The 23,325-nt window shown below is 35.1% G+C and carries 29 protein-coding genes and 1 tRNA gene; 10 read left to right on the top strand and 20 right to left on the bottom strand.

Annotated elements, in window-relative coordinates; all coding sequences use genetic code 11:
• Positions 1-4: 4 nt before the first annotated feature.
• From mobB to EYD45_RS03335, 9 genes are all read right to left on the bottom strand, one after another.
• Positions 5-1,036 carry a MobB family relaxase gene (mobB, locus tag EYD45_RS03370; protein WP_130962949.1) on the bottom strand — a complete coding sequence of 344 codons (1,032 nt, stop codon included), beginning with the start codon at positions 1,034-1,036 and terminating at the stop codon, positions 5-7.
• Between the two features lie 11 nt (positions 1,037-1,047).
• Positions 1,048-1,428 carry a BfmA/BtgA family mobilization protein gene (locus tag EYD45_RS03365; protein ID WP_130962948.1) on the bottom strand — a complete coding sequence of 127 codons (381 nt, stop codon included), beginning with the start codon at positions 1,426-1,428 and terminating at the stop codon, positions 1,048-1,050.
• Positions 1,429-1,859: 431 nt separating this feature from the next.
• Positions 1,860-2,057, bottom strand: coding sequence for a hypothetical protein (locus EYD45_RS03360; protein ID WP_130962947.1), 198 nt, complete (start codon positions 2,055-2,057; stop codon positions 1,860-1,862).
• Between the two features lie 11 nt (positions 2,058-2,068).
• The gene (locus EYD45_RS03355) at positions 2,069-2,449 is read right to left on the bottom strand and encodes a DUF6876 family protein (RefSeq protein ID WP_130962946.1); all 381 of its coding nucleotides are present in this window, start codon (positions 2,447-2,449) and stop codon (positions 2,069-2,071) included.
• 79 nt (positions 2,450-2,528) lie between these two features.
• The gene (locus tag EYD45_RS03350) at positions 2,529-2,873 is read right to left on the bottom strand and encodes a single-stranded DNA-binding protein (RefSeq protein ID WP_099543840.1); all 345 of its coding nucleotides are present in this window, start codon (positions 2,871-2,873) and stop codon (positions 2,529-2,531) included.
• Between the two features lie 738 nt (positions 2,874-3,611).
• Positions 3,612-4,448: a DUF932 domain-containing protein gene (locus EYD45_RS03345; protein WP_130962945.1), complete on the bottom strand. Its 837-nt coding sequence runs from the start codon at positions 4,446-4,448 to the stop codon at positions 3,612-3,614.
• Between the two features lie 17 nt (positions 4,449-4,465).
• A complete protein-coding gene (locus EYD45_RS16715; protein ID WP_165453882.1) occupies positions 4,466-4,627 on the bottom strand; it encodes a hypothetical protein in 162 nt (53 codons plus the stop codon).
• Positions 4,628-4,891: 264 nt separating this feature from the next.
• The gene (locus tag EYD45_RS03340; protein WP_130962944.1) at positions 4,892-6,679 is read right to left on the bottom strand and encodes a ParB/RepB/Spo0J family partition protein; all 1,788 of its coding nucleotides are present in this window, start codon (positions 6,677-6,679) and stop codon (positions 4,892-4,894) included.
• Positions 6,680-7,061: 382 nt separating this feature from the next.
• A tRNA-Leu gene (locus tag EYD45_RS03335) sits at positions 7,062-7,143 on the bottom strand.
• Positions 7,144-7,317: 174 nt separating this feature from the next.
• On the opposite strand from EYD45_RS03335, the gene EYD45_RS03330 reads away from it, so the two are divergent.
• The 5 genes from EYD45_RS03330 to EYD45_RS03310 all read left to right on the top strand — a co-directional run bounded on the left by EYD45_RS03330 (position 7,318) and on the right by EYD45_RS03310 (position 13,129).
• The gene (locus EYD45_RS03330; RefSeq protein WP_130962943.1) at positions 7,318-8,709 is read left to right on the top strand and encodes a dipeptidase; all 1,392 of its coding nucleotides are present in this window, start codon (positions 7,318-7,320) and stop codon (positions 8,707-8,709) included.
• A gap of 112 nt (positions 8,710-8,821) precedes the next feature.
• Entirely contained in the window at positions 8,822-9,682 is an 861-nt protein-coding gene (locus EYD45_RS03325) for a DMT family transporter (protein ID WP_130962942.1), read from the top strand.
• A gap of 79 nt (positions 9,683-9,761) precedes the next feature.
• Positions 9,762-10,127, top strand: coding sequence for a BlaI/MecI/CopY family transcriptional regulator (locus tag EYD45_RS03320; RefSeq protein WP_130962941.1), 366 nt, complete (start codon positions 9,762-9,764; stop codon positions 10,125-10,127).
• 2 nt (positions 10,128-10,129) lie between these two features.
• Positions 10,130-11,851 carry a M56 family metallopeptidase gene (locus EYD45_RS03315; protein WP_130962940.1) on the top strand — a complete coding sequence of 574 codons (1,722 nt, stop codon included), beginning with the start codon at positions 10,130-10,132 and terminating at the stop codon, positions 11,849-11,851.
• A 177-nt stretch (positions 11,852-12,028) separates the two neighbouring features.
• Complete coding sequence (locus EYD45_RS03310) at positions 12,029-13,129, top strand: DUF4407 domain-containing protein (protein WP_130962939.1); 1,101 nt, start codon at positions 12,029-12,031, stop codon at positions 13,127-13,129.
• 13 nt (positions 13,130-13,142) lie between these two features.
• On the opposite strand, the gene EYD45_RS03305 is transcribed toward EYD45_RS03310, so the two are convergent.
• On the bottom strand, positions 13,143-13,427 hold the full coding sequence (locus tag EYD45_RS03305) for an STAS domain-containing protein (protein WP_130962938.1): 285 nt from the start codon (positions 13,425-13,427) through the stop codon (positions 13,143-13,145).
• A gap of 154 nt (positions 13,428-13,581) precedes the next feature.
• Positions 13,582-13,860 carry an STAS domain-containing protein gene (locus EYD45_RS03300; protein WP_130962937.1) on the bottom strand — a complete coding sequence of 93 codons (279 nt, stop codon included), beginning with the start codon at positions 13,858-13,860 and terminating at the stop codon, positions 13,582-13,584.
• Positions 13,861-14,077: 217 nt separating this feature from the next.
• Between EYD45_RS03300 and EYD45_RS03295 the strand changes: the two genes are divergently transcribed.
• Positions 14,078-14,509, top strand: coding sequence for a YybH family protein (locus EYD45_RS03295; protein ID WP_130962936.1), 432 nt, complete (start codon positions 14,078-14,080; stop codon positions 14,507-14,509).
• Here the strand turns inward: EYD45_RS03295 and EYD45_RS03290 are convergent.
• Positions 14,506-14,787, bottom strand: coding sequence for a DUF1272 domain-containing protein (locus EYD45_RS03290; protein WP_130962935.1), 282 nt, complete (start codon positions 14,785-14,787; stop codon positions 14,506-14,508). The genes EYD45_RS03295 and EYD45_RS03290 overlap by 4 nt on opposite strands.
• 49 nt (positions 14,788-14,836) lie before the next feature.
• Between EYD45_RS03290 and EYD45_RS16710 the strand changes: the two genes are divergently transcribed.
• Positions 14,837-14,977 carry a hypothetical protein gene (locus EYD45_RS16710; RefSeq protein ID WP_165453881.1) on the top strand — a complete coding sequence of 47 codons (141 nt, stop codon included), beginning with the start codon at positions 14,837-14,839 and terminating at the stop codon, positions 14,975-14,977.
• On the opposite strand, the gene EYD45_RS03285 is transcribed toward EYD45_RS16710, so the two are convergent.
• The 7 genes from EYD45_RS03285 to EYD45_RS03255 all read right to left on the bottom strand — a co-directional run bounded on the left by EYD45_RS03285 (position 14,974) and on the right by EYD45_RS03255 (position 19,885).
• Positions 14,974-15,552, bottom strand: coding sequence for a PhnA domain-containing protein (locus EYD45_RS03285; RefSeq protein WP_130962934.1), 579 nt, complete (start codon positions 15,550-15,552; stop codon positions 14,974-14,976). The genes EYD45_RS16710 and EYD45_RS03285 overlap by 4 nt on opposite strands.
• Before the next feature lie 59 nt (positions 15,553-15,611).
• Complete coding sequence (locus EYD45_RS03280) at positions 15,612-15,974, bottom strand: MmcQ/YjbR family DNA-binding protein (protein ID WP_130962933.1); 363 nt, start codon at positions 15,972-15,974, stop codon at positions 15,612-15,614.
• Positions 15,975-16,108: 134 nt separating this feature from the next.
• Complete coding sequence (locus tag EYD45_RS03275) at positions 16,109-16,717, bottom strand: DUF4230 domain-containing protein (RefSeq protein ID WP_130962932.1); 609 nt, start codon at positions 16,715-16,717, stop codon at positions 16,109-16,111.
• Positions 16,718-17,467, bottom strand: coding sequence for a cyclase family protein (locus tag EYD45_RS03270; RefSeq protein WP_130962931.1), 750 nt, complete (start codon positions 17,465-17,467; stop codon positions 16,718-16,720).
• Positions 17,464-18,654 (bottom strand): radical SAM family heme chaperone HemW, encoded by a 1,191-nt coding sequence (gene hemW / locus EYD45_RS03265; protein ID WP_130962930.1) that lies wholly within the window; start codon positions 18,652-18,654, stop codon positions 17,464-17,466. The genes EYD45_RS03270 and hemW overlap by 4 nt, the downstream gene beginning before the upstream one ends.
• A gap of 2 nt (positions 18,655-18,656) precedes the next feature.
• Positions 18,657-19,247 (bottom strand): crossover junction endodeoxyribonuclease RuvC, encoded by a 591-nt coding sequence (ruvC, locus tag EYD45_RS03260; protein WP_130962929.1) that lies wholly within the window; start codon positions 19,245-19,247, stop codon positions 18,657-18,659.
• Positions 19,247-19,885, bottom strand: a complete 639-nt coding sequence (locus EYD45_RS03255) for an outer membrane beta-barrel protein (RefSeq protein ID WP_130962928.1) — start codon at positions 19,883-19,885, stop codon at positions 19,247-19,249. The genes ruvC and EYD45_RS03255 overlap by 1 nt, the downstream gene beginning before the upstream one ends.
• Positions 19,886-19,919: 34 nt before the next feature.
• On the opposite strand from EYD45_RS03255, the gene EYD45_RS03250 reads away from it, so the two are divergent.
• Genes EYD45_RS03250 through EYD45_RS03240 form a run of 3 tightly spaced genes read left to right on the top strand, consistent with a single transcriptional unit; the run spans position 19,920 to position 22,762 of the window.
• Positions 19,920-20,885 (top strand): lysylphosphatidylglycerol synthase domain-containing protein, encoded by a 966-nt coding sequence (locus EYD45_RS03250; protein WP_130963279.1) that lies wholly within the window; start codon positions 19,920-19,922, stop codon positions 20,883-20,885.
• A gap of 1 nt (position 20,886) precedes the next feature.
• Positions 20,887-22,011, top strand: coding sequence for a glycosyltransferase family 2 protein (locus tag EYD45_RS03245; RefSeq protein ID WP_130962927.1), 1,125 nt, complete (start codon positions 20,887-20,889; stop codon positions 22,009-22,011).
• A 16-nt stretch (positions 22,012-22,027) separates the two neighbouring features.
• A complete protein-coding gene (locus EYD45_RS03240; protein WP_130963278.1) occupies positions 22,028-22,762 on the top strand; it encodes a Bax inhibitor-1/YccA family protein in 735 nt (244 codons plus the stop codon).
• Positions 22,763-22,780: 18 nt separating this feature from the next.
• Here the strand turns inward: EYD45_RS03240 and EYD45_RS03235 are convergent, their stop codons facing one another.
• Positions 22,781-23,257: a hypothetical protein gene (locus EYD45_RS03235; RefSeq protein WP_130962926.1), complete on the bottom strand. Its 477-nt coding sequence runs from the start codon at positions 23,255-23,257 to the stop codon at positions 22,781-22,783.
• Positions 23,258-23,325 lie beyond the last annotated feature (68 nt).

The raw sequence follows: 23,325 nt of genomic DNA, 5'->3' as shown, positions 1-23,325 counted from the left end.
CCCACTATATTCCTATTGAACTTGATTTAATTGCTATTTCTGCACCACGTCTTAATCGTTTGAAAACACGAAGTGCAATTTGCGCCTGAGTAACAGGAATACTTGGAACGATTGGCAATCCCGTTTTCGTCATCATTTTGAAAGCCAATGCTCTTTCGTTTGCTGGTAATTTCATCAAGGCAGCAAAGTAAAGCTTGGGGTTTTTCACAAAATCTTTTCGTGCCTTATAGGTCTCGGCAAAGTTGCGTTTATAACCAAAAGTCTTGTCAAACGTCTTTTCTGCTTTCTCAAAAAAATTATCTCTATCAAAACCACGCTTTACGTTCTTTCCGTGCATTTCAACTTCCGAAGCTTTGTGTTTACTTCCTGGGGAAAGACTGATTGAATTGGAAGCATCTTTTCTACTCACGATGATATGAATATGACTTTGGTTTCCATCTTTTTGCATTCCCTGGACTATCCGTTTTCCATTTTGTTGATGTGGTGCTTGGCGTTCCAGTTTGGCAATTTCTTTTCTCATTTTTTTAATGTTCCCTTTAGCTCTTCCTTCTTGAACATTTCTGATTTCTGTTTTGAGCTGCAATATTTTTGTGGCAAAAGGTTGGTTTTCTTTTATCTGAAAATCTGTTCCTTTAAAGGTGCGTTGATGTTCAATTTTTGCATAATATTTAATGTCATCTATTGTTACGGGTCGTCCGTTTATTTCCCGATTGAATGATGCAACGTAATCTTTCATTATCTCTTTGGTGTAGGTTTTTAAATCTTCACGACTGTTCTGTAATCGTCTTAATTCATACTTCGATGGACTGACTGTAATCGAATAAAATTTAGGTTCTTTCTTTTTCAATTTTGCGGTGTTTCCATCAATCTCTTTTACCACTTCTTTTGCAGAAATCTCATCGCCATATTGATTAAAAAAGTGTTCCATATCTCGCTGTTCTAAACCTTCATTTTCTTTCTCTAAATACCCCACAAAATCCGCTGAACTTTGTGAGTAATTTGCACCCATTTTTTGAGCTGTGATTGTGATATACATAATTCAAAAAATTAGAGTTGATTACTTGTATTTTGCTTTTCGCGAAAGCGCACTTCTTTCTTTTCTTCGGCATATTTCTTTTCTACGATTAGCGATTTTTTTGTGGGTTCTTCTGTTTCAAATAGCGATTGAATCATTGCTACCGTAGGTTTGGTTTGTGTCTTTTCTACATCTCGCATTATGGCGATAACCGCATTAATTCTTTTTAAGAGTTTGGCTTCGATGGTGCGTCCTGTTGGACCTAATTTTTCTTTTGGGGAAATCTCGTTATAGAAGAAAAAATCGAGCATTGTGGACATTGCCTCGGTATGCGATTTGAAGTATGTGCGTGAGAATGTTTGGAAACGTTTCGCAGTTTCTTTTTTAAATCTAATGCCAGTAAATGAGTCCATATTTCGCCGATTTGTCGCAAAACCTTCTCTAAAAATGGGCGTTCTCAGCCCGTTTGTCGCAAATCGTTGATTGTTAGGAAATTAAAATATATTCAAATCGCTGGTAATCAGCTATTTGGAAACGAAAAGGAATCCGAAACATCGCGAAGCGTGTTACCCTCTTGCTATTCCTTTTCGTCACGCGCAAGCGTGACAAAAATCCATACAATCCGGCTAAAAAGCCGATTGCCATTTTCAAGGAAAATGATTTTCCGATATGTTATTTTTCGATGTGTAAGGGTATCGGCGAAAGTCAAAAATTGGATAACCTTACTTTAATTTGTGCGCTGAATTTCAGCATTGTAAAGATACATTTTTTTCTTGAATTGAATGTGAATTGCACACAAAAACACCCCTAACATTAGAGGTGCTTAAAAACTAACTTTAGGAAATTAGATGTTAAAAACGAAGTTATACGTGTATAGATTTTTAATCATTTCCTCGTCTATCAACTTGTCAAAATCTGCACCAGTTTCGTCAACATATTTTTGAATAGATTCCCCAAAAAGATGTATAACGTGTTCCCTAGAAACTTGAAAAAGTTCCTCTTGTTTTTCCTCGCTCAAATCTTGAAATTTAATGTAAATCATAACCTCAAAATTTAATATTCGCTAGGTAACATCAGCGTGTCATTTACAAAAAATAACCGTAGTTCATCAAGCGGAAAATCAGTTGTACGATAGCCGTGTTTTTCTAAAATATTGTCGTTACCGTCGGTGTAAATTATCTCGGCTTCGTAGCCTGTAAAATCCTGCTTTTCTTCAGATAATCTTTTGAAGTCTATGGTTACAAATTCGCTTCTGTTCATCAGACTTTTTGCAATTACGGAAGTGTCTGTAATAAGCCAAAAACATTCGGCTACTTCCGACAGATATTTTAGTCCATCCGTAAACCGAGTTTTTAAAAGTGGTATTTGGTAGAAGAAATCAGTACCGCTAAACGTCTGTAAATTTTCTTTGATTTCGTTAACTTGTGCTTTCATTGTTTGAAATTTTTAAGATTTGAATAATGAAAAAAGAGGACGCATCTTTCGACGGTTACGCCCTCTTTAATTCTTAGGTTTACTTATCGCCTTTACTTCCAAGTAAAAGGATTTCATCGGCTACAACTTCTGTTACATAGCGTTGCTCATTATCATCGGTTGTGTAGCTTCGGGTTTTTAGTTTACCCGATATTCCCACTTCTTTTCCCTTAGCAACATACTTCTCTACAATTTCGGCAGTCTTGCCCCAGGCTACAATTGTATGCCAATTCGTATCTGTTTGCTTTTCGCCCTTGCTATCCTTGTAATACTCATTTGTGGCTAATGAAAAACGGGCTACTTTCTTTCCGCTTTCAAGGTTCGTAATGGTTGGCTCTTGTCCAACGTTTCCAATTAACTGTACGTGATTTTTAATAGTACTCATAATAAAATATTTAAAAGATTTATATTTCCCCTATTGATTTAAAACAGCTTAAATTTTAAGGGGTGTTTGTTCTTTTCTTTCGTGCACCGCACAATGGATAGAGTGGGTTTTGTCAAGACTTTTAGGGAATAAATCAGGTGTGTTTGCGACGTAGTAAATCCGCCTTTTTTGCGGATTTCAAGGAAGTAGAAACCTTATTTTTCACTAAAACTCGTATAGTCTTGACAAGTTCCATAAGGACATTAGCAATTCTTTTAAGCGCAGTTGCGTTTGAGCGTACCGACAGTTAAGCGAAATAAGCAGCTGTGATTAAATTAGAGTTGGTTATGTCGTGCCTGTTTTTCGACGCCCCGAAAAACAATAAAGGCTTTATCTATTATAAACCCCTTAAAATGTGTAAGACAGCGTTTCGGTTTTTAAGGATTTTCGAGTGAGGGCTCAAGAAGACCGCGCCGAAAATCCTGTTAAGAAAACCGAAGTGATGGCTTTCCGATGAAAAAGCGGACTTAATTCACAATTTTGGCTTGGGAATGTAGTGTTCCTTCCCAGAGCATCGGGAAGGGTTAACGGAATGGAAAGCTGAAATTGTGGATTGTGTCCAAGATATTTGTAGTGAAGCTCTTTTTCCGGAATGTAGCTTTTCGCGAAATGTAGGGGAATGTGCTAAGTGGTTTTGTAAATACCGTTCTCATTAAATGAAAAATCCAGTTTGAGGTACTGGACAAACCTTTATTTAATTTATGCCATAGCATAGACTTCATCAAACACCTTTTTATCCAACCGTTCTTGTTGGCCAAAACTCTTTTTCAATACATTATGAAGTACAGAATTGAATGCATTATAGCCAAGCCAAAGGTTCGGTTCTTCATTGAGCAGCAAGGCTTCGTAATTTAATATCTCAATGACTTCACGAGACTTTTTTGAAGGCTCGCTATTCTTGTCGCTACACTCGTATCTGAATAGCTTTGTCTTATCGAGAACGGCTTTTACAAATTCCTGTGTATCGATAATTTTAAATCCCTTCATCTTATCGAATTTCTTGGTAATGGTGTAAAACTCATTATCCAGAAATTTATCGAACAGATTATTCAACCTCGGCATAATGAGGTGTGTATTGTTCTTACTATGCTTAATGGAAAACTCAATTTCCGCTTGTGAAACGTGCAAGCCATTAGAACATACTTTTCTGTAGAAACCGAAGTGGCCAGAGGTCTTTTCACTACCATCATACGAGTTCTTGAACCGAAGCATCGGCAATATCAAATCCTTATGGTTCTTGACGGTAAACTGGCTTTTGTCGTCGATTATAAAATCGGTAATAAATGACCTATCGTTTTTATTGATGGTGCGCTTGTGGAAGTTCAGTTGTTCATCGGTAAGCATTTCTTCGGCTTTTTTGAAGAACAGTTGATTCGGAATGTGGCCATAGCTGTTCGAGACCACATTAACGATTTTACCATTTGAGATAATGGCATTTTCAAGCCCTCTTCGGGATTCCATCTGAGTCAGACTCTTTAATGATTTCATTTCTGATGGAACAAATATTTCATCTTGTTGCAAATTTTGTAAATACATAGCTTTTGATTTTTAGATTAAACATTTTGTAATAAAACCGCATAATTGATTGGATGCTTTTCTCTATAATAAGCCAAGTGACTTTCCGCACTTTCGATATCATAATTTTCACGACTCGATTGATAGTGGTTTTCCACTTCATTTAATTGAATTTTGGAATTACTTGATACTCGTTTCATAAAATTGAAATTTTAGTTAAACAATATTTGAGCAGTACCCAAACGGAAGCTAAAATCTCAGCTCAAAAGGAAACGGAATAAATGTGAAGAGGGATGAGCGCAATGGCTTTATGCCGTAGTCTTTTGATGGGTGTATTTTACGAGTTTATCTTTGCGCTAACTATTGATTGATAACCCCTTCCTTGCAAATACATTCTTTTAGGCACTATCATAAAAAAGAAAAAGGGCCAGCACGAATGCCAACCCTTCTTCAAACAACAAAAGCTAATCGCTGAGTTCCTGAATTTTCTTTTCAAGAACTGTGATACGCTCTTTCAAACGTGCTTCACGCTTGTCTCGTTTATCGGCATATTCCTTCTCGATGCCGGCAATCTTGGATTTGTAATATCCCTGCATCGCATTGTAGAATGAAATGTTGGTCAGGTTATTAACGTGATTACTTTCGCCAAAATGCACTTGCTTTGTAAGCATATATCGTATCAACTTATGGAAGATTTCTTTTTTGAACTTCTTCTTGAAATTCTCAACCATTTCAACTTTGGTCATCTTGGACGTGTTGCCTAATAGCTTTGAAAAATACTTTTGTTGGCTCATATAGTCCACATTATTTTCAAAGAGCGATATCGAAAACGCAACCATTTCATCCGTTGAAAGTGTCTTCTTTGTATTGATGTATCCGGTCTCACGAATCATCTGAACAACTTCTTCAAAATGCTTGTTGTTCTCGATGTGCTTCTTGCGGATTTCCCTTTCGTTGATTTTCACGATTTGTTCTTGGGGCGTACAATCAGCCATTTTCCTATTGGCCAATGGTGCTGAATATTCCGTGGATTCATCTTTTGACTTCTCAATTAACTTAACAAACACTTCCTTGCTCTGGAAGTTTCCAGGATGGAAAACGATGCCATTTACAAATCCATTATCAGTGGCTGAATTGTAATTTTTTAATTCTTCATTATATGCCGTCATTGCTTCTTCAAAGCATTCCTCTAATTCGCCTTCTTGAAAACCATAATTACGATATTCTTCTTGGATATCCTTTATAGTAGGGCAAATAGGTTCTTCGATTATTTCTAAATCATCTAGCAAATAGACTTTCAAGCTATTTTTTTCTAACTGTGAAATAATGAGCTGATTGTTTTCATCATCTGCCCAATACTGTCGTATTTCAGGAATCAGCAGGATATTCTCTTTCTTTGATTTCTCAATCAAGTTCAACAACGATTTACTTTTCTTCGTTTCAAAGCAAGCTGATTTTGTACAGACCATTTTACCCTCGCCAAACAGGTTGCCTTGATTGGCGGCATTGAACGGACATTCTACACAAGACCCAGCCTTGGGTACCAACTTCTTATCGGTTACATCAAAAGATGCTTTTTCCAAGTCATAGGTCTGGTCTTTAATCATCCTGTTGATTTGATGGGCATTAAAATCTTCACCCATCGTTTCCAACATCATTTGCTGTTCCTCTGGTGTAAAAAGTGCGACACCAATACCTAAGGAAATGGTCATTTCGCCATTGCGGACAAAGTGCTTAAAACCTTCTATCAAACCTGCCAATTTTAGGCGTTGTCTGATAAAGTTATCTGTTCTGCCCAATCGCTTTGCAATTTCGGTAGAAGCATATTTCTCACTTAGGTAAGCAATTGCCTCAGCTTCTTCGGTAGGTTCTACATCCCGTCTTTGTAGATTTTCGATGATTTGAACTTCAAGTACATCATTGTTCTCATAAGTCCTCACAATACAGGGTATGGTCTTTTTTCCTGCCAGCTTGCTTGCACGATATCGACGTTCGCCCATTACTATGATGTAATGGCCATTTAGTAGCCTTACCGTAATTGGCTGCAATACACCGTGCTCTTCGATGCTTTCAGAAAGTTGCTGTAACGCATCTTTGTTGAAAGTCTTTCTTGGTTGTTCTGGGTCAGGCTTGATTTTGCCTAATGGTAAGTTCTGAATTTGAAGTACGGGTGATTTCTTTCCGTTTACTTCTTTTTTGGCAGTTGCTTTTGCTCTACTGCGCTTCTTTGTGGTACTTGCTTTTGTTGTCATAATACTCAAATTTTTGATTAAACAATATTTGAGCAGAAACCAAACGGAAGATAAAATCTTGGCTCAAAAGGAAACGGAATAAATGAGTAGTGGAAGAAGCGTCGGCTTTATGCCGTAGTCTTTTGATGGAAGTATTTTACGAGTTTACCTTGCGTGTATATTGTATGATAATAAACTCTCAATCGAAGAAGTATAGTTGAGAAAACACATAATTTATTAAAATCTATAAGCAGAAATAATGTTTGATTTTAAATGAAAGCATATAGTATCAATATACAATTCGAGCTAAAAAAAGTGCAAATGTTGTACCTATGTTGTACCCAAACAAAAAAACCTCTCATTTCTGAGAGGTTTTATGACTGCAACTTTGCAGTTGAAAAAGTGCGGATGACAGGAATCGAACCTGCACACCTCGCGGCATCAGATCCTAAGTCTGACGTGTCTACCAGTTCCACCACATCCGCTTTTTCAATATTTTAAGAACTTTTATTAGGTTAAATCCTAAGTCTAGCGTGTCTACCAATTCCACCACGCCCGCAAAAGGACTGCAAATATAATCAAGATTTTTAAATTCCAAACTCATAACTCTAAAAAGTATTCTTTTTTATACTTTTGAATATTACCTTTCAAAATAAACCATGGATCATATAAAATCTTACATACAGGAACACGAAGACAGATTTGTTAATGAGCTTATCCAACTGCTTAAAATACCATCAATAAGTGCGGATTCAGCCTATGCAAAAGACGTGTTAAAAACCGCCGAAGCTATAAAATCAAGTTTAAAAAAAGCTGGATGCGATACCGTCGAAATTTGTGAAACCGATGGCTACCCTATAGTTTACGGAGAAAAGATAATAAACAGCAATTTACCAACTGTTTTAGTATATGGGCATTACGATGTACAACCTCCAGACCCGATAGAATTATGGAATTCCGCACCGTTTGAGCCTATCATAGAGAAAACTGAGCTTCATCCAGAGGGCGCTATTTTTGCGCGCGGTGCTTGCGATGATAAAGGGCAAATGTACATGCATGTAAAGGCAATGGAGTTTATGACTGAAACCAAACAACTACCTTGTAATGTAAAATTCATGATTGAGGGGGAAGAGGAAGTGGGCAGCAAAAACCTATCTACATTCGTAAAAAACAATCACAATAAATTAAAGAACGATGTTATCCTTATTTCGGATACTGGTATGATTGCCAAAGATGTACCTTCTATCACCACTGGCTTACGCGGATTGAGTTATTTAGAGGTTGAAGTTACAGGACCAAATCGAGATTTACATTCTGGACTTTATGGTGGTGCCGTAGCAAACCCTATCAATATACTCACAAAAATGATTGCATCACTTCATGACGAAAACAACCATATTACCATTCCAGGGTTTTATGATAACGTAGAAGAACTATCTAAAGAAGAACGTGCTGAAATGGCAACAGCACCTTTCAACCTTAAAGATTATAAAAACGCATTAGATATTGATGCTGTTTACGGAGAAGCTGGCTACACCACAAACGAACGAAATTCCATTCGTCCCACGCTAGATGTTAATGGTATTTGGGGTGGCTATACAGGCGAAGGTGCTAAAACCGTTATTGCAAGTAAAGCGTACGCCAAAATATCTATGCGATTGGTACCAAATCAAGATTGGGAACATATTACACAACTATTTAAAACACACTTTGAAAGTATCGCACCAAAAGCCGCAAAGGTAAAAGTTACACCTCACCACGGTGGTCAAGGTTACGTAACGCCTATAGATAATATTGGCTACAAAGCAGCAAGTATGGCGTATCAAGACACTTTTGGAAAAACACCTATTCCGCAACGTAGTGGTGGTAGCATCCCAATAGTTGCACTTTTTGAAAAAGAACTTAAAAGCAAAACCATTTTAATGGGCTTTGGGCTAGATAGCGACGCCATCCACTCCCCAAATGAACATTTTGGCATTTGGAACTACCTAAAAGGCATTGAAACTATTCCCTATTTTTATAAGTATTTTACCGAATTGTCTAAAACATAATTTGGGCGTTACCCACAAGGGGTCGGGCTTTCACTACTCAATCCCTCCTTCGTCGGGGATTTCAAACATGCCGTTCAATCCCTAACGCAACCCGAATGTTTACATAACATACATGAAAAACCAACATACCAACCATCTTGTTTTATTAGGTCTAGCCACACTTTTTATAAGCACATCTGGTGTTTTAGGAAAATATATAAACCTTCCCACTCCTTTAATAATTTGGTTTAGAAGCGCATTGGCAGCAGTTTTCCTCTTCCTTTTTTGCAAATACCGAAAATTAAATATCAAGCTACATTCAAAAAAAGATGTTCCTACAATTATAATTGGAGGCATACTTTTAGGCACACATTGGATTACATATTTTTTGGCTTTAAAGCTTTCTAACGTTGCCGTAGGCATGCTCTCTATGTTTACATTTCCAGTAATTACTGCCTTAATAGAACCTTTCTTTACAAAATCTAAACTAAACCCTATACACGTAATTTTAGGGCTCATGGTACTTTTAGGAATTTATATTCTCGCACCAGAAATAAATTTTGAGAGCTCTTATTTAAGAGGTATACTTCTAGGTGTGTTTTCGGCCTTTTGCTATGCTCTAAGAAATCTTATTTTAAAACGTCACGTCACCACCTATGATGGCACAGTACTTATGATGCAGCAATGTATTATCGTTAGTATATTACTAATACCTGTACTGTTTAATATAGATTTGGACCAAACAAAAACACAACTACCATATTTATTAATTTTAGGTTTAGTAACCACCGCACTCGGGCATTCGTTATTCATTAGTAGTTTAAAACACTTCTCCGTGAGTACCGCAAGCATTATTGGCAGCGCACAACCTATTTTTGGAATTATAATGGCCTACTTTTTTCTTAATGAAATTCCAACAGCAAACACCTATATTGGAGGTGCTTTAATCTTAGCTACTGTGGTTATTGAGAGTGTTAGATCTAGAAAAGCATAATCTATTTTTTTACTTCTACATTTGTAGAACATGAATATTTGTTCTACATTTGTAGAGAATATTCTAATTTTGTAGAACAATGCAGTTATCTAAAACCGAAGAAGATTTAATGAATTACCTCTGGAAGCTTGAGAAAGCCTTTATGAAAGATTTATTAGATGCTTACCCTGAACCTAAGCCCGCAAATACAACCGTAGCAACACTTTTAAAGCGCATGACAGATAAAGGTTTTGTTGGTTATAAATTATATGGAAAATCTAGAGAATATTATCCGTTAGTTAAAAAGAAAGATTATTTCTCAAGGCATGTAAACGGGTTGATTAAAAACTTTTTTAACGATAGCGCATCGCAGTTTGCCTCCTTTTTTACCAAAGAAACCAACTTAACAAAAGAGGAGTTAAAAGACTTAAAAACCTTAATTGATAGTGAAATAAAAAATAAATAGTTATGCTTTTACTCCTGTTAAAATCTAGTGCTTGTTTAGCTATTTTTATGTTGTTTTATAAATTTTGTTTAGAACAAACAAGTGCGCATACCTTTAAACGATTCTATTTAATTATTGCAATTTTAATTTCAATTGGCATTCCGTTTATTACTTTTACTGAGTATATTTTGGTGCAACCCGAAAATAATATTCCAACTCTAGAATTTATAAATCAGCCTGCTTTTGAAGCTACCGAAACCAAGCAACAACAAAACTACACCCCAATAATTTTGTGGAGTACCTATACCATTGGTGTAATTATGTTTTCTTTCAGATTCTTTAAAAATATATATAAAATTATTCATAAAATAAAAACCAATCCGAAGTTTAAAGATGAAAAGTTTATTAACGTTTTATTGCATGATTTAATCCATCCACACACCTTTTTCAATTACATTTTTCTCAATAAAAATGAATACGAGAACAGGCTAATCCCAAAAGAGGTCCTTTTACATGAGCAAGTTCATGCTAAACAAAAGCATGCTCTAGACATCTTGTTTATTGAAATACTTCAAATAGTTTTCTGGTTTAATCCACTATTACATTTCATAAAAAAAGACATTAAACTTAATCACGAGTTTTTAGCAGATCAAGCAGTTATATACAATGGAGCAAATACAAAACAATATCAAAAATTATTATTAGCATTCTCATCAAATGCTTCTCACAATCGATTGGCAAACGCCATAAATTATTCATTAATCAAAAAACGATTCACAGTCATGAAAACAAAAACATCAAAAACAAAAATATGGAGCAGGATTATTATACTTCTACCATTATTAGCTGTCCTAGTATACAGTTTCAGTGCACACAAAAAAGTAGAGAAGTACATTGCTTCAGAAACCTCAACACTGCATCATACCGCTAGAAGTATTGAAGTTGAAGTACTAGACAACGGCACATATAAAATAGACGGTATTGCTGCTACTAAAGCAACATTTATACCAACTATTAATAAATTACATCAAGATATTACACCTGAAATTCGTAATCGCATAATAAATATTCATGTTAACGACCAAAAACTAGTATCTGATGAAGAAGTATGGTTTATTTACAATTCGGTTCTCGATTATGGCTTTCATCGTATTGTAACTTACAACCAAGAAATAATTCATAAAAAAGGCAATAAACCTATTGATATTTCTAGCTCAGATAATCAAAAAGGCGCATCGAAAGAGCAAATTGCTGAATATAATAAAATCGTTAAAAAGCTTAACGAACAACCTGAAAACAAACGTATCATAAAACTGAAAGACTTGAAACGCTTAAAGTATTTATATAGTTTAATGACTAAAACCCAAAAGGAAAAATATGCAGAACCTTTTCCTAAATTTGCGCCTCCACCTCCACCACCTGCAATGGATACTATTTACACATATAATAATCTAACAAAAAGAACCAAGTTTATTCCCATCAACAGAAATAACAATCTTCAATACTTAAAAACATTATTTAATAAAATGTCTAATGCTCAAAAAGAAAAGGTGGAATCTCCAAGTGTTATTAGTGAATATATTAAAAGTTTAAAAGGTTTAACAACGGAGCAAACAAAAAAAGTAAATGCTCTTTATAATAAAATAAAAGCCCATGCACTGTCAAAAGGTAGAAAGTTTTATACTGCAGCAGAATACAAAGAACTAGAAAACCTCTATACCAAAATGTTATCTGGCAAAAAATAGAAACACATCAAAAAAACATAAATAGTTTATTTAGTTGTTATTTCATGAAGACAAGTCAGGTTTCAAGAACCTGTCAGGTCTTTTTTATTAAATTATGTAACAAAAAAGGACTTTTTGCGTTCTAATAGTCATCCTGTGCTGAGCACAGTCGAAGTATCAATCAAAAAACAATCAATCATGTTAAAGCGCTTTTTTATCCTCTGCTCTGGTGCAGACACTCAAATTTTAGAGCACTGTTCCCCAGGCGAACAAAACAAATATGTTGGCATTGGCGCCACTGTTTTCTTTACCGCTATAATGGCATTTATAGCTGCCGGATATGCATTATACACAGTTTTTGATAATGTATTTGCCGCCATCTTTTTTGGCTTAATTTGGGGGCTGCTCATTTTTAATTTGGATAGATATATCGTTTCTACCATCAAAAAAACAGGAAGTGCCCTAGATGAGTTTATTCAGGCTACACCACGAATCATTTTAGCCATAATAATAGCTATCGTTATAGCAAAACCGTTAGAGTTAAAAATCTTTGAAAAAGAAATAAACCAAGTACTGCTAGAAGAAAAAAATGCCATGACGTTGGCTAATCAAAATCAAATAGCAGAACAATTTACGCCTGAAATCGAAACTTTAAATACTGAAATAACGCGTTTACAAAATCAAATTACTTCTAAAGAAAATGAAGTAAATAGCTTATATAATGTTTACATTTCTGAAGCAGAAGGAACAGCAGGAACAAAACTCCTAGGAAAAGGGCCGGTATACAAAGAAAAGCGTGAAAAACATGATGCTGCCTTAGCAGACTTACAAGCGTTAAAAGCAGAAAACAAAGCAAAAATTCAAGTGGCGGAAACAAAAATTGCCGAATTAAAAGGGGATTACAACAACAAGGTGTTAAGCACACAACCCATCATTTCAAACTTTGATGGTTTAATGGCGCGTATTAATGCTTTAAACAAACTACCATGGTTGCCTTCATTCTTCATATTCCTGTTGTTTTTAGCCATTGAAACAGCTCCGATATTTGCAAAACTTATATCTCCGAGAGGCGCCTACGATTATAAATTGCAAGATGAAGAAGAAACTGTTAAGAATTTGATATTACAAAACAAACACCAAAGAGCGGCATTATTGAATACAGAAAATACACTTAATGATAGTGTTTATTCCGATATTGAGCGTGATGAGGAATTGTATGCCTATAAAAGCAAAAAAGCCCGCGAGTTACTGCAACTACAAGCTGATGCTTTCTATAAAAAACAGAAATCTATTTTATAGAAAGCAGCACATATTATGCTACAGCAACGTCAGTAGTTTTAAAACTGTGGAAAAGTGCTTCACAGCCATTTCCAACTATTGAAAGTTGAATATCATTTTTAACAGACTGGGACTGCAATTCCAAAAAAGCATTAACTCCTGTATTGTCAACTTTTTTTAGCTCTTCAACGCTAATGGTTAACATATTAAAGTTTTCTAAAGCCTCTTGAAACTCGGTTTTAAATAGGGCAACATTTTTTTCGTTAAGCTCTCCCTTTAATTTGAAGAAATTATTACAAGAAATTATTTTTAAATCCATATCACAACATGCTTTATATCGATAAATTTGGGTTTTAATCGATTATTTTCGATGTAAATGTAATAAAATAATTTAAATTTCTTACAATTATAAGTAAAAAAGATTTTGAAACAGAAAACATATAGGCTAAATTACGTATTTCAGTCTCCTAAAATTATGCCGCTTCACAGGATTTAAAATGATCGTAAAGCTCCTTACAGCCCAAACCTACAATTGAAAACTGCTTGTTAACTTTCAAAGATTGCGTATGCAAATCTGCCAGAGCATTCACACCAAAGCGGTCAACGCTTTCCAAACCTTCTATGCTTATAGTGAGGCTATCAAATTTTTCGAATGCTTCTTGGAATTCTGAACGAAATACATCAACATTATCCTTATTCAGAATACCTTTTAATTTGAAGAAATTATTACAATTGGTAATTCTTAAGTCCATAGAACATAAATTTTTAATTCAACAATAAATTTGGGCTATTAATCGTCTGATTATGTTGTAAATATAGCTACATAAATCAAAAAATACTTTTTTTTTCGACAAATCCATTTTTACTAACGTTGAATGAATTTTGGATGTCATTTTCATCGACGATGAGCACTTTTGGCATGATTTTTTGTTTACATTTACCCAGAATTACTATTGAAAACCTACAATTATGAGAAAATTAATTACACTTTTTTGTTTTTTGGCTTTTGGCTTTACCAATGCTCAAGTAAATAAAGACTCTGATATAAAAGCAATAAATAAAGTATTAAAAAAGCAACGTATAGCATGGTCCAATAATGACATAGAGGGTTATATGGAAGGGTATTGGCAAAGTGACTCACTAGCTTTCTATGGTAATAAGGGCGTTATCTACGGTTGGGAAAACACCTTAGACCATTATTTAACCTATTACCCCACAGCCGCCTATACTGGAAAATTAAGTTTTAAAATAAATGCCGTTAATAATATAGCTCCAGATTCATATTATGTTCTAGGAGAATATCACATTAAACGAGAGGTTGGCAATGCCGATGGCCTCTTTATGCTAGTATTTAAAAAGATTGATGGTAAATGGAAAATTATTGCTGATACTTCCGTTTAGGTTTGTTTATTATTAGGTCCATTAAGAAAATCATTATGCTTACTTACGTCTACGGGCTTGTGGACTATCTTGTTTGAAACAGGATATTTTTCCAGCAATCGTGCTGGTCTAATTGGCCGCTTTTCAAAACCACCACCACAATTAGGACAAACGTGCTGCAAAACAGTATTTACGCAGTCTTTACAAAACGTACATTCAAAAGTACAGATCATCGCTTCTTCGGAATCGAAGGGTAAGGGCGTATTACAATTTTCACAAGTTGGCCTAATCTCTAGCATGTATATTTATTTTTATACATTGAAAATAATAAATAATCATTTAAGAAAAATGAAATACAGCTACAAAGTATTACTCATGATAGTTCTTGCAGCAATTACCATCTACGGTTTGGTAACAGGTAGATATGTTTTCCTTGTTTTTATGTTCCCCTTAGGATTAGAGATTTTTAAAAAGAAGAATCAAGATTAAGTTTTCTTAACAAAATCTGTAATAATTACAATCTGTTGCGCACCTATTTTGCCCTCAATATATTTCTCGTTTTCATGGTCTAAACGAATATTACGTACCGCTGTTCCTTGCTTTGCCACCATGCTTGAACCCTTCACCTTTAAATCTTTAATAAGTACCACATTATCTCCAGTAGTTAGCGTCACTCCATTTACATCCTTATGTACTATTTTGTTTTCAGCTTCCTCATGCTCCCCAGTAGCTCTGGCTAGAGCAAGTGCCTCATCTGATAAATACATCATATCCAACAAATCTTTCGGCCACCCTTCATCTCTCAGCCTCTGTAGTATTCTCCAAGCCATTACTTGTACTGGCATATGTTCACTCCACATGCTATCATTTAAACAACGCCAGTGGTTGGGATGCATCTCCTCATCACCATTAATTTGATTTAAACACGTATTGCAAACCAAAATAGCATGCTCAACATTTTCATTTTGTGTGGGCGGTATATTATATTGTTGTAAATCATTCTTAGAAGCACACAACTCGCAAGTGCTACCACTTCTATCCTTTAAAGTCTGTAAAACGCTCATCTATATGGTTTGTTATGCAAGAATAAGGTTTTTTAGGGCATTTTAAAAACATCGCTCGTTTATAATAAACTATCCCTCATTTTTTTAGTCATCCCCTTTACAACCATATCGTAAGAATGGTCAATAAGCTCCTTTGTAAACTCAGCAGAAATTTCACCTTTAAACAAATCAACAGTATTCCAATGTTTATTACTCACATAAGGCCCAGCGTATATACTAGGGTAACGGTCTCGCAATTCCATGGTGCGGTTTGGGTCGCATTTCAAGGTAATTGTAGCCTCTCCAGCTTCCCATTTCCGCAATGGCGCCATCAAAAACATTTTCCCCAGCACCTTAAAAACTAAGGTGTGCTCGTCAAAAGGAAATTCTTCCGTAGATGCTTTTTTAGCTAAACAGTATGCTCTTATTTGTTCTATATTCATTACAACTAGGCAAGGTATTTTGGACGTTACCACGCTTCAAGCGTGGTCGGGCTTTTACTAGTCGCTCCTCCTGCGTCGGGAGCTCCAACATACCGTTCAATCCCTAACGCGGGCGTATCCGCCAACAGCAGTATCTATTCCAGCAACTTTTTATCTGCCGAGTCAATTTTCAAAGCTGAATAATCCAACTTCCAACCGATTGTTTCCACAATAGTTTCAATCAATAAAATAGTCTCCAATGCTTCTTTCTGTGCCACTTGAATCAATCCGCTTTCTGGAATTTTAGCCTTTATATGTACCTTGGCTTCATTGTGTAAACCGGTTAAATCTGCAGCTTCAAACTTGTTAAAAAGTCCGTCCGATTTATCATAATAATTCAAATTCGTTTCAATAGATAACACTTCAGGCTGCGGAAAATGTTCCAAAATAATTCGTTTTTTATCCACATCAGACTTCAACTGAATTTTAGACAAATCATATCCAACATGGGCTTTTGCGTTTATTACCACCAAGGCCTTCTTCTTGCTAGAAATCAATTTTAAAAATTTTTGTTTTACATCCTCATAATGGTAAATCTCAGCAAAATCGCCTTCAACAGTAATAAACTTACACACCTTTTTAATCTTGTTCAAGAGAATAGTGGACTGTGCGTTTACCAATTGCTTCCTCTTAAACGATTTTATAACGGTAACCACACCTAAGGTTACCAAAACTGCTAGTATTATAGTTATAAAAATTTCCATTTAGCTCATCACTTTATATAAAACAGGTTTACTTGGGGTAGCATCATTCTCAAAAGGAGCTATTTGTAAATTTAAAAAATACTCCCCGTCAGGAATGGTATGTGGCACAAAAATAAGTTCGGTAATTGTGGCATCCATTCGCAATTTCCCTTTGGTATTCCAAAAGGCATTATGCCCCAATAACTCACATTCATCTTTTTCCCTGTCTATACTTGGAGTATCAATTAGCAAATGCTTTATCCCTTTTTTCACCAAAAGCTCAACAGCATCTTTAAGCAAATAGGGCCAATTAGTATTAGAATACTGGCGCGATAATTTCTCCTTGGTATTAGGGATAGTCCTTAACACCACAGCATCTCTTCTCTTATTGCCCAAGGCAAACTGCAGTTGTTTTTTAGAAATAACCTTGTCTTTTAAGTAATTCTCTGGCGCAACGGTAATTACCTCTGCTAAAAAGAAAAACTGTTTTAAATTTTGGTTTACAGAATGTACCTTATTGGTAATATGCCCTACGCATTCTGTATGTGTCCCATGTGCATGAGGATTAAATTCAATGTTGTTGAAGTTAATACATGCCCCGTCTTTTACAGTAGCAACCCAATCGCCGTCTTTTACAGGTTCAATTTTTGGAGCATCGACATACCATGCATTTACATTGGATTTTGACGCACGCATGGGTATTGAAATATCTAGCGGTTTGGATAAATCGATTTGTAATTTTCTGGAATTGTATTGTATCGTTGTAATCAAGACAAATTAATTTTAAAAAGACTGGAAGCGATACCATCGCTTAGAAACTTACCTTTTTTTGTGGCTAAAAGTTTATCATCATCAATATACAATAAATGTTCATTTATAAAAACTTCAGATTGCTCAAGTAAATACTTTTTGTAAGCACCTCCAAAGTCGTTATTAACCTTGTTTAAGGACACGCCCCAAATAGTCCTTAAACCCGTCATAATATACTCATTAAACTTATCAGTTGTTGAGAGTTCTTCCAGTTCTGATGGCAATATGTTTTGTTGAATATTCTTAATATACTTTGTATTATTAGACACATTCCAACTGCGTTGGTCACCATTAAAGGAATGTGCCGATGGCCCGATGCCCAAATAGGGTTTCCCTTGCCAATACGCCGAATTATTTTTACTGAAATATTCAGGTTTACCAAAATTGGACAACTCATAATTTACAAATCCTGCTTCCTCCAATTTTTCAACTAAAATATTGAATTGTTCCTGCGCCAAATCATCGTCTACATTTTCAATAATGCCTTTTTTAATAAATGATGCTAATGCCGTTTTTGGCTCTACTGTTAGGGCGTAACACGAAACATGAGGTACGCCATAAGACAAAGCTGTATCTATATTTTGAATCCATTCTTTATTGCTTGATCCAGGAATTCCATAAATCAAATCGACTGAAATATTATCAAAATATTTTGTAGCTTCTTCTAAACAGGCTTTGGCTTCCTCTGAATTATGCGCACGATTCATCAGTTTTAAATCCCGCTCAAAAAACGACTGAATACCTATTGAAAGACGGTTTATTCCAATTTGCTTGTAGTCTTCAAAAATAGTTCTCGACTGCGCTCGAACAGACATTAAATCATCGGGATTAGCTTCTAAGGTAATTTCAGGGTGTTCTGCAACTTTAAAATTCTCATAGACTTCCGAAATCAAAAATTGTAACTCATCAGTCGTCAATAAAGAGGGTGTTCCGCCACCAAAATAAATAGTTTCAACAGTTTTATTTTGAAGCTCTTCTTTTCTAAGTTCAAGTTCCTTAACCAAACATGCGATGAGCGAATCTTTCTTTTTTAATGATGTTGAAAAATGAAAATCACAGTAGTGACATGCTTGTTTACAAAATGGTATATGGATGTAGATGCCGGCAGCCCCTCCTAGCCTCCCCGAAGGGAAGGAACCCTTACTCATACTCATTTTTTTGCGTTTTTCATTCCCCCTTTGGGGGTTAGGGGGCCTACTCTATCTTCATTCTGCTTCACAAAACTAGCCCACCCCGAATAGTTTTTACCAACCTCAACTCTACCAGAATTATAAAAGTGACATACCGCAGCAGCCAATCCATCTGTAGCATCCAAATTTTTTGGCAATGTTTTTAAGCCCAATAAGCTTTGTAGCATTTTGGCGACCTGCTCTTTACTAGCATTTCCGTTGCCCGTAATGGCCATTTTTATTTTCTTGGGTAAATATTCCGTAATGGGTATTTCCCTGCTTAAACCTGCTGCCATAGCTACGCCTTGGGCGCGCCCCAATTTTAGCATACTCTGTACATTTTTGCCATAAAACGGGGCTTCAATGGCAATTTCATCTGGGTTGTGGGTATCTATAAGCTCGATGGTGCGTTCAAAAATAAGCTTCAATTTTAAGTAATGATCGCTGTATTTTTTTAAATCCAGTTCATTCAATTGTAAAAACGTCATCGTCTTACCAACCACTTTTATAAGCCCGAACCCCATAATGGTTGTTCCAGGGTCAATACCCAAAATAATTTTTTCCTTTTGCATCAATCTCCACAAAAATAACAACCACTTAGTGAAATTGATGCACCAAAGGTTATTGTTAATAAATCGCCATTAAAAGCTCCAAAACCTGAAGATACAGGATTAAAATCACTGCCCATCCCAAGAATATAAGACGTATCTAAAAACAACGTTAGACTATCTGAAATACCATAATGAAACTCCACACCTCCCATAACATTTAAGAACGACACATCATTATTGGTGTAGTTCCCCAAAGGCTTGACCATTGAAAATCCTGGGCCAGCATGTAAAAACGTCCCCATTCTTTGAGAAAACGAAACAACTCTAGATGCATCATAAACTGCCTGTAGATTTACACGGGAATAGTTTAATTTAAATTCTGGTGAATTTGTTTCATTCGAAATTCGACTAAAACCATAATCTAATTTACCTCCCAAATGTCTTGTAAACATATACTGCAATCCCAAATTTACTGTTGGAAAATTAACAGACTTTCCTTTGAAATTTTGAACAAATCCGTCATTGGATGGACTATTAACCCCTAACGCTATTTGAGCTTTAAATGTGCTGGTATCTCCCTGTCCAGAAACCGAAAAACAACTCAAATAACACCAAACCATTAGAAGGTTCCATTTAAGTATGTTGATTTTTGGACTCATAACTGCATTAATGATTATTTTGCAATCTCAAACTATGGGTTACAGGCTTCCATACAAAACTAAACAATTCTTTTTTGTACTTATTAAATTAAGTATAGTAGTTGGGGCCAGTTATTTTATTTATCAAAAACTAGCAAAAAATCCCGATTTGGAATTTCACCGTTTTATTCAATTTACTTCAAAAAATGGCGTTTTCTCATCAAAAAATATCATTTTTCTACTGTTTTTATCTATTTTCAATTGGTTTTTAGAAATTTTGAAATGGCAAAATTTGATAAGTCCAATCAACAAAATAAGCTTCAAAAATGCAATGGAGCAAAGTTTGGGCTCACTTACCGCGTCATTATTTACACCAAACAGGATAGGAGAATATGGTGCTAAAGCCATTTACTATCTGCCTCATCTGCGTAAAAAAGTAATGCTCACAAACCTTTTGAGCAATATGTTACAAATGAGTGTAACCGTAGCAATGGGCATTATTGGTTTTAGCTTTTTTGCTAATACTTACCATGTAGAGCTAGATTACTATAGCATTGGTCGATTTTTAATTATAATCTTATCCGTTGTATTACTTACCGCTTTTGGAATTACCCATAAGCGTTTTAAATTAAAAGGATTTTCGATAGAACGCATAAAAATATTTTTTTCTGATTTTCCCAAACAAAAATTCTATATAGCCTTTGTTTTATCTTTTATGCGTTATCTCGTTTTTTCGTTCCAATTCTATCTCATTTTATCATTGTTTAAAGTTGATATTTCGTATTTAGAGGCAATGTCTGTTATCACAAGCATGTATTTTATAGCTTCACTACTACCATCAATTTTTATTTTTGATGTGGTTATAAAAGGCAGTATTGCCGTTTACCTTTTTGGTATTTTAGGAGTAAACGAACTCATTATTTTAAGTACTATCACTATCATGTGGCTATTGAATTTTGCAATACCAAGTATTTTTGGAAGCTACTACGTATTGAATTTTAAATTAACCCAAAACGATTAGCATGATAATCCTTTGTATAACCATCACAGTTTTATACTTGGCGTTGATAGTAAGTTTCACTATTGGTTTTGATAAAGTAAAAACCTTTGTATTATCTGATATACAAGCAAAAACAAGGTTTTCTGTTGTGATTCCATTTAGAAATGAAGCTTATAACTTACCAAAATTATTGCGTTCCTTAGAACATCTTAATTATTCAAAGCATCTGTTTGAGGTTATTTTAATTGATGATGAGTCCGAAGATAATTCAGTTGCCCTAATCAATACTGCATTAAACAATTCAGGTTTGAATCTTAAAATTATTCAGAATGATCGCATTACAAATGCACCAAAAAAAGATGCTATTACAAATGCAATAAAACAAGCAAAACATGAATGGATTGTTACAACAGACGCCGACTGCATTTTACCAAAATTTTGGTTGGATAGTTTTGATGGGTTTATTCAAAATCACAATACGGTTTGTATAACAGCTCCTGTAACATATTATGATGAACATTCATTTTTAAGTCGGTTTCAAAGTCTCGATTTCATGAGTTTACAAGGTGCTACGATTGGAGGTTTCGGTGTAAGCCAACCTTTTCTTTGTAATGGTGCAAATTTCGCATACACCAAAGCAACTTTTCAAGAGCTAAATGGGTTTGAAGGTAACTCCAATATCTCAAGTGGTGATGATATTTTTCTACTTGAAAAAATTATTATTAAGTATCCTAAATTGATACATTATTTAAAATTCGAAAAGGCTATTGTCTCCACAAAACCCCAACCATCATGGGCTGCACTCATTGAACAACGCATACGGTGGGCAGCAAAAACGGGAAACTATCATAGTTGGTTTGGGAAACTCACGGGACTATCCGTTTTTCTCATGAATCTTATGATTTTGATTTTACCAGTACTTTCACTTTTCGGTTTTTTTAATATTAAAATTTGGGTTTATATCTTGGTTATTAAGCTTAATATTGACTTCCTGCTATTATATAAAACCTCTGCTTTTTTCAATCAAAGACAAGTGTTTAGAAGTTTTCTAATCAGTTTTTTTATATATCCTTTTTTTAGTGTTTATGTTGCTATACTGTCATTATTCAAAGGCTACAAGTGGAAAGGACGCAGTTTTAAAAGATAATTTATTAGATTTAGACATGAAATTACTTGATAGGACTACCAACCCCGCTTTTAACAGTTACTTTTTTAATAATGACAATCCGTCTCCTAGAAAGATGACCGTTACTGGAATTTTCATAAAATCATTGCTGTCTATTCTTATCATGATAATTATTTGTATTGGCATTTGGAAGTTGCACAGTGAGGGCGCCACAATAAAATGGTATTCCATGGGAGGCATGTTGGCTGCCATTATAATTAGTATTGTGATTTCCGTGCGACAGCATTGGGCACATATTTTGGTACCGCTCTATGCTATTGCCAAAGGGTTTTTTCTTGGAGCTACTACGGCATATGCCCATGCACATTTCCCAAACTTACCTTATCAGGCAATAGGTATCACGATGGTGACTTTTTTTGTGATGCTCTTACTGTATCAAACGCGAATTATTGTAGTAACTAAAAAACTGAGAAGCGTTATTATTACTGTGGCAACAAGCATTTTTGTGATATATATCATTTCATGGATACTTAGTTTCTTTGGCATCAAAGTTTTTATTTGGGGCACTTCCTGGCCCGCTATCATTTTTAATATTGTTGCGGCTATTTTTGCTTCTTTATCCTTGCTTCTGGACTTTGATTATATTGAGCGGCACAAGAACAAATCTCCAAAATATAAGGAATGGTTAGCTACGTGGGGACTATTGGTAACGCTTGTTTGGTTATATGTTGAAATTCTCCGACTCATGCGAAAATTGGCCATTCGGTTTTAATCAATAATAAGCTTTTTATTATTCAACCTTAACGATTAAAGGCATTTCAAATTCTGTAGTAACGGGCTGACTGCGTTTGATCGCTGCATTTATCTTAGGTAGCGCGTCTAAACTTTTCAATATAAGATTTTGTAACTCTGGAATTTCACTTCTTGTTAGGGAATCCATTTTTGTATCCAATAACGATACATCTCCTTCTTTTGAAACCCTTAACTTTAATATTAACGTGTCATTGATATCTTGTGTAACAATAATTATTTCATTTTGAAGAAACTCACTAATCTCAGCATACAAGGTGCTCTCAAAACAAGCTTTTTGTTCTTCTTTTAGCTGAAGACTATCGCATTGCGCAAAACTTGGATAGGTATCCACATGCTCCCAATCAAAAGCTTGTAATTCTTCTTTTAAAATAGCTTCTGATGATGTTTTTTTTACGTTGAAATAGTCGCAAGAACTCACCATCAAAACTAAGAGAATGACACAAAATTGCTTCATAGGTTTCTTCTGAAAGCGAAAAGTACAATTTTTTTAGATTCTAAATATGGGAAATTAATTACTTTGTA

This window comes from Hyunsoonleella flava, from assembly GCF_004310325.1.
In the GTDB taxonomy this organism is placed as follows: domain Bacteria; phylum Bacteroidota; class Bacteroidia; order Flavobacteriales; family Flavobacteriaceae; genus Jejuia; species Jejuia flava.
This window is presented reverse-complemented; position numbering and strand designations above follow the sequence as displayed.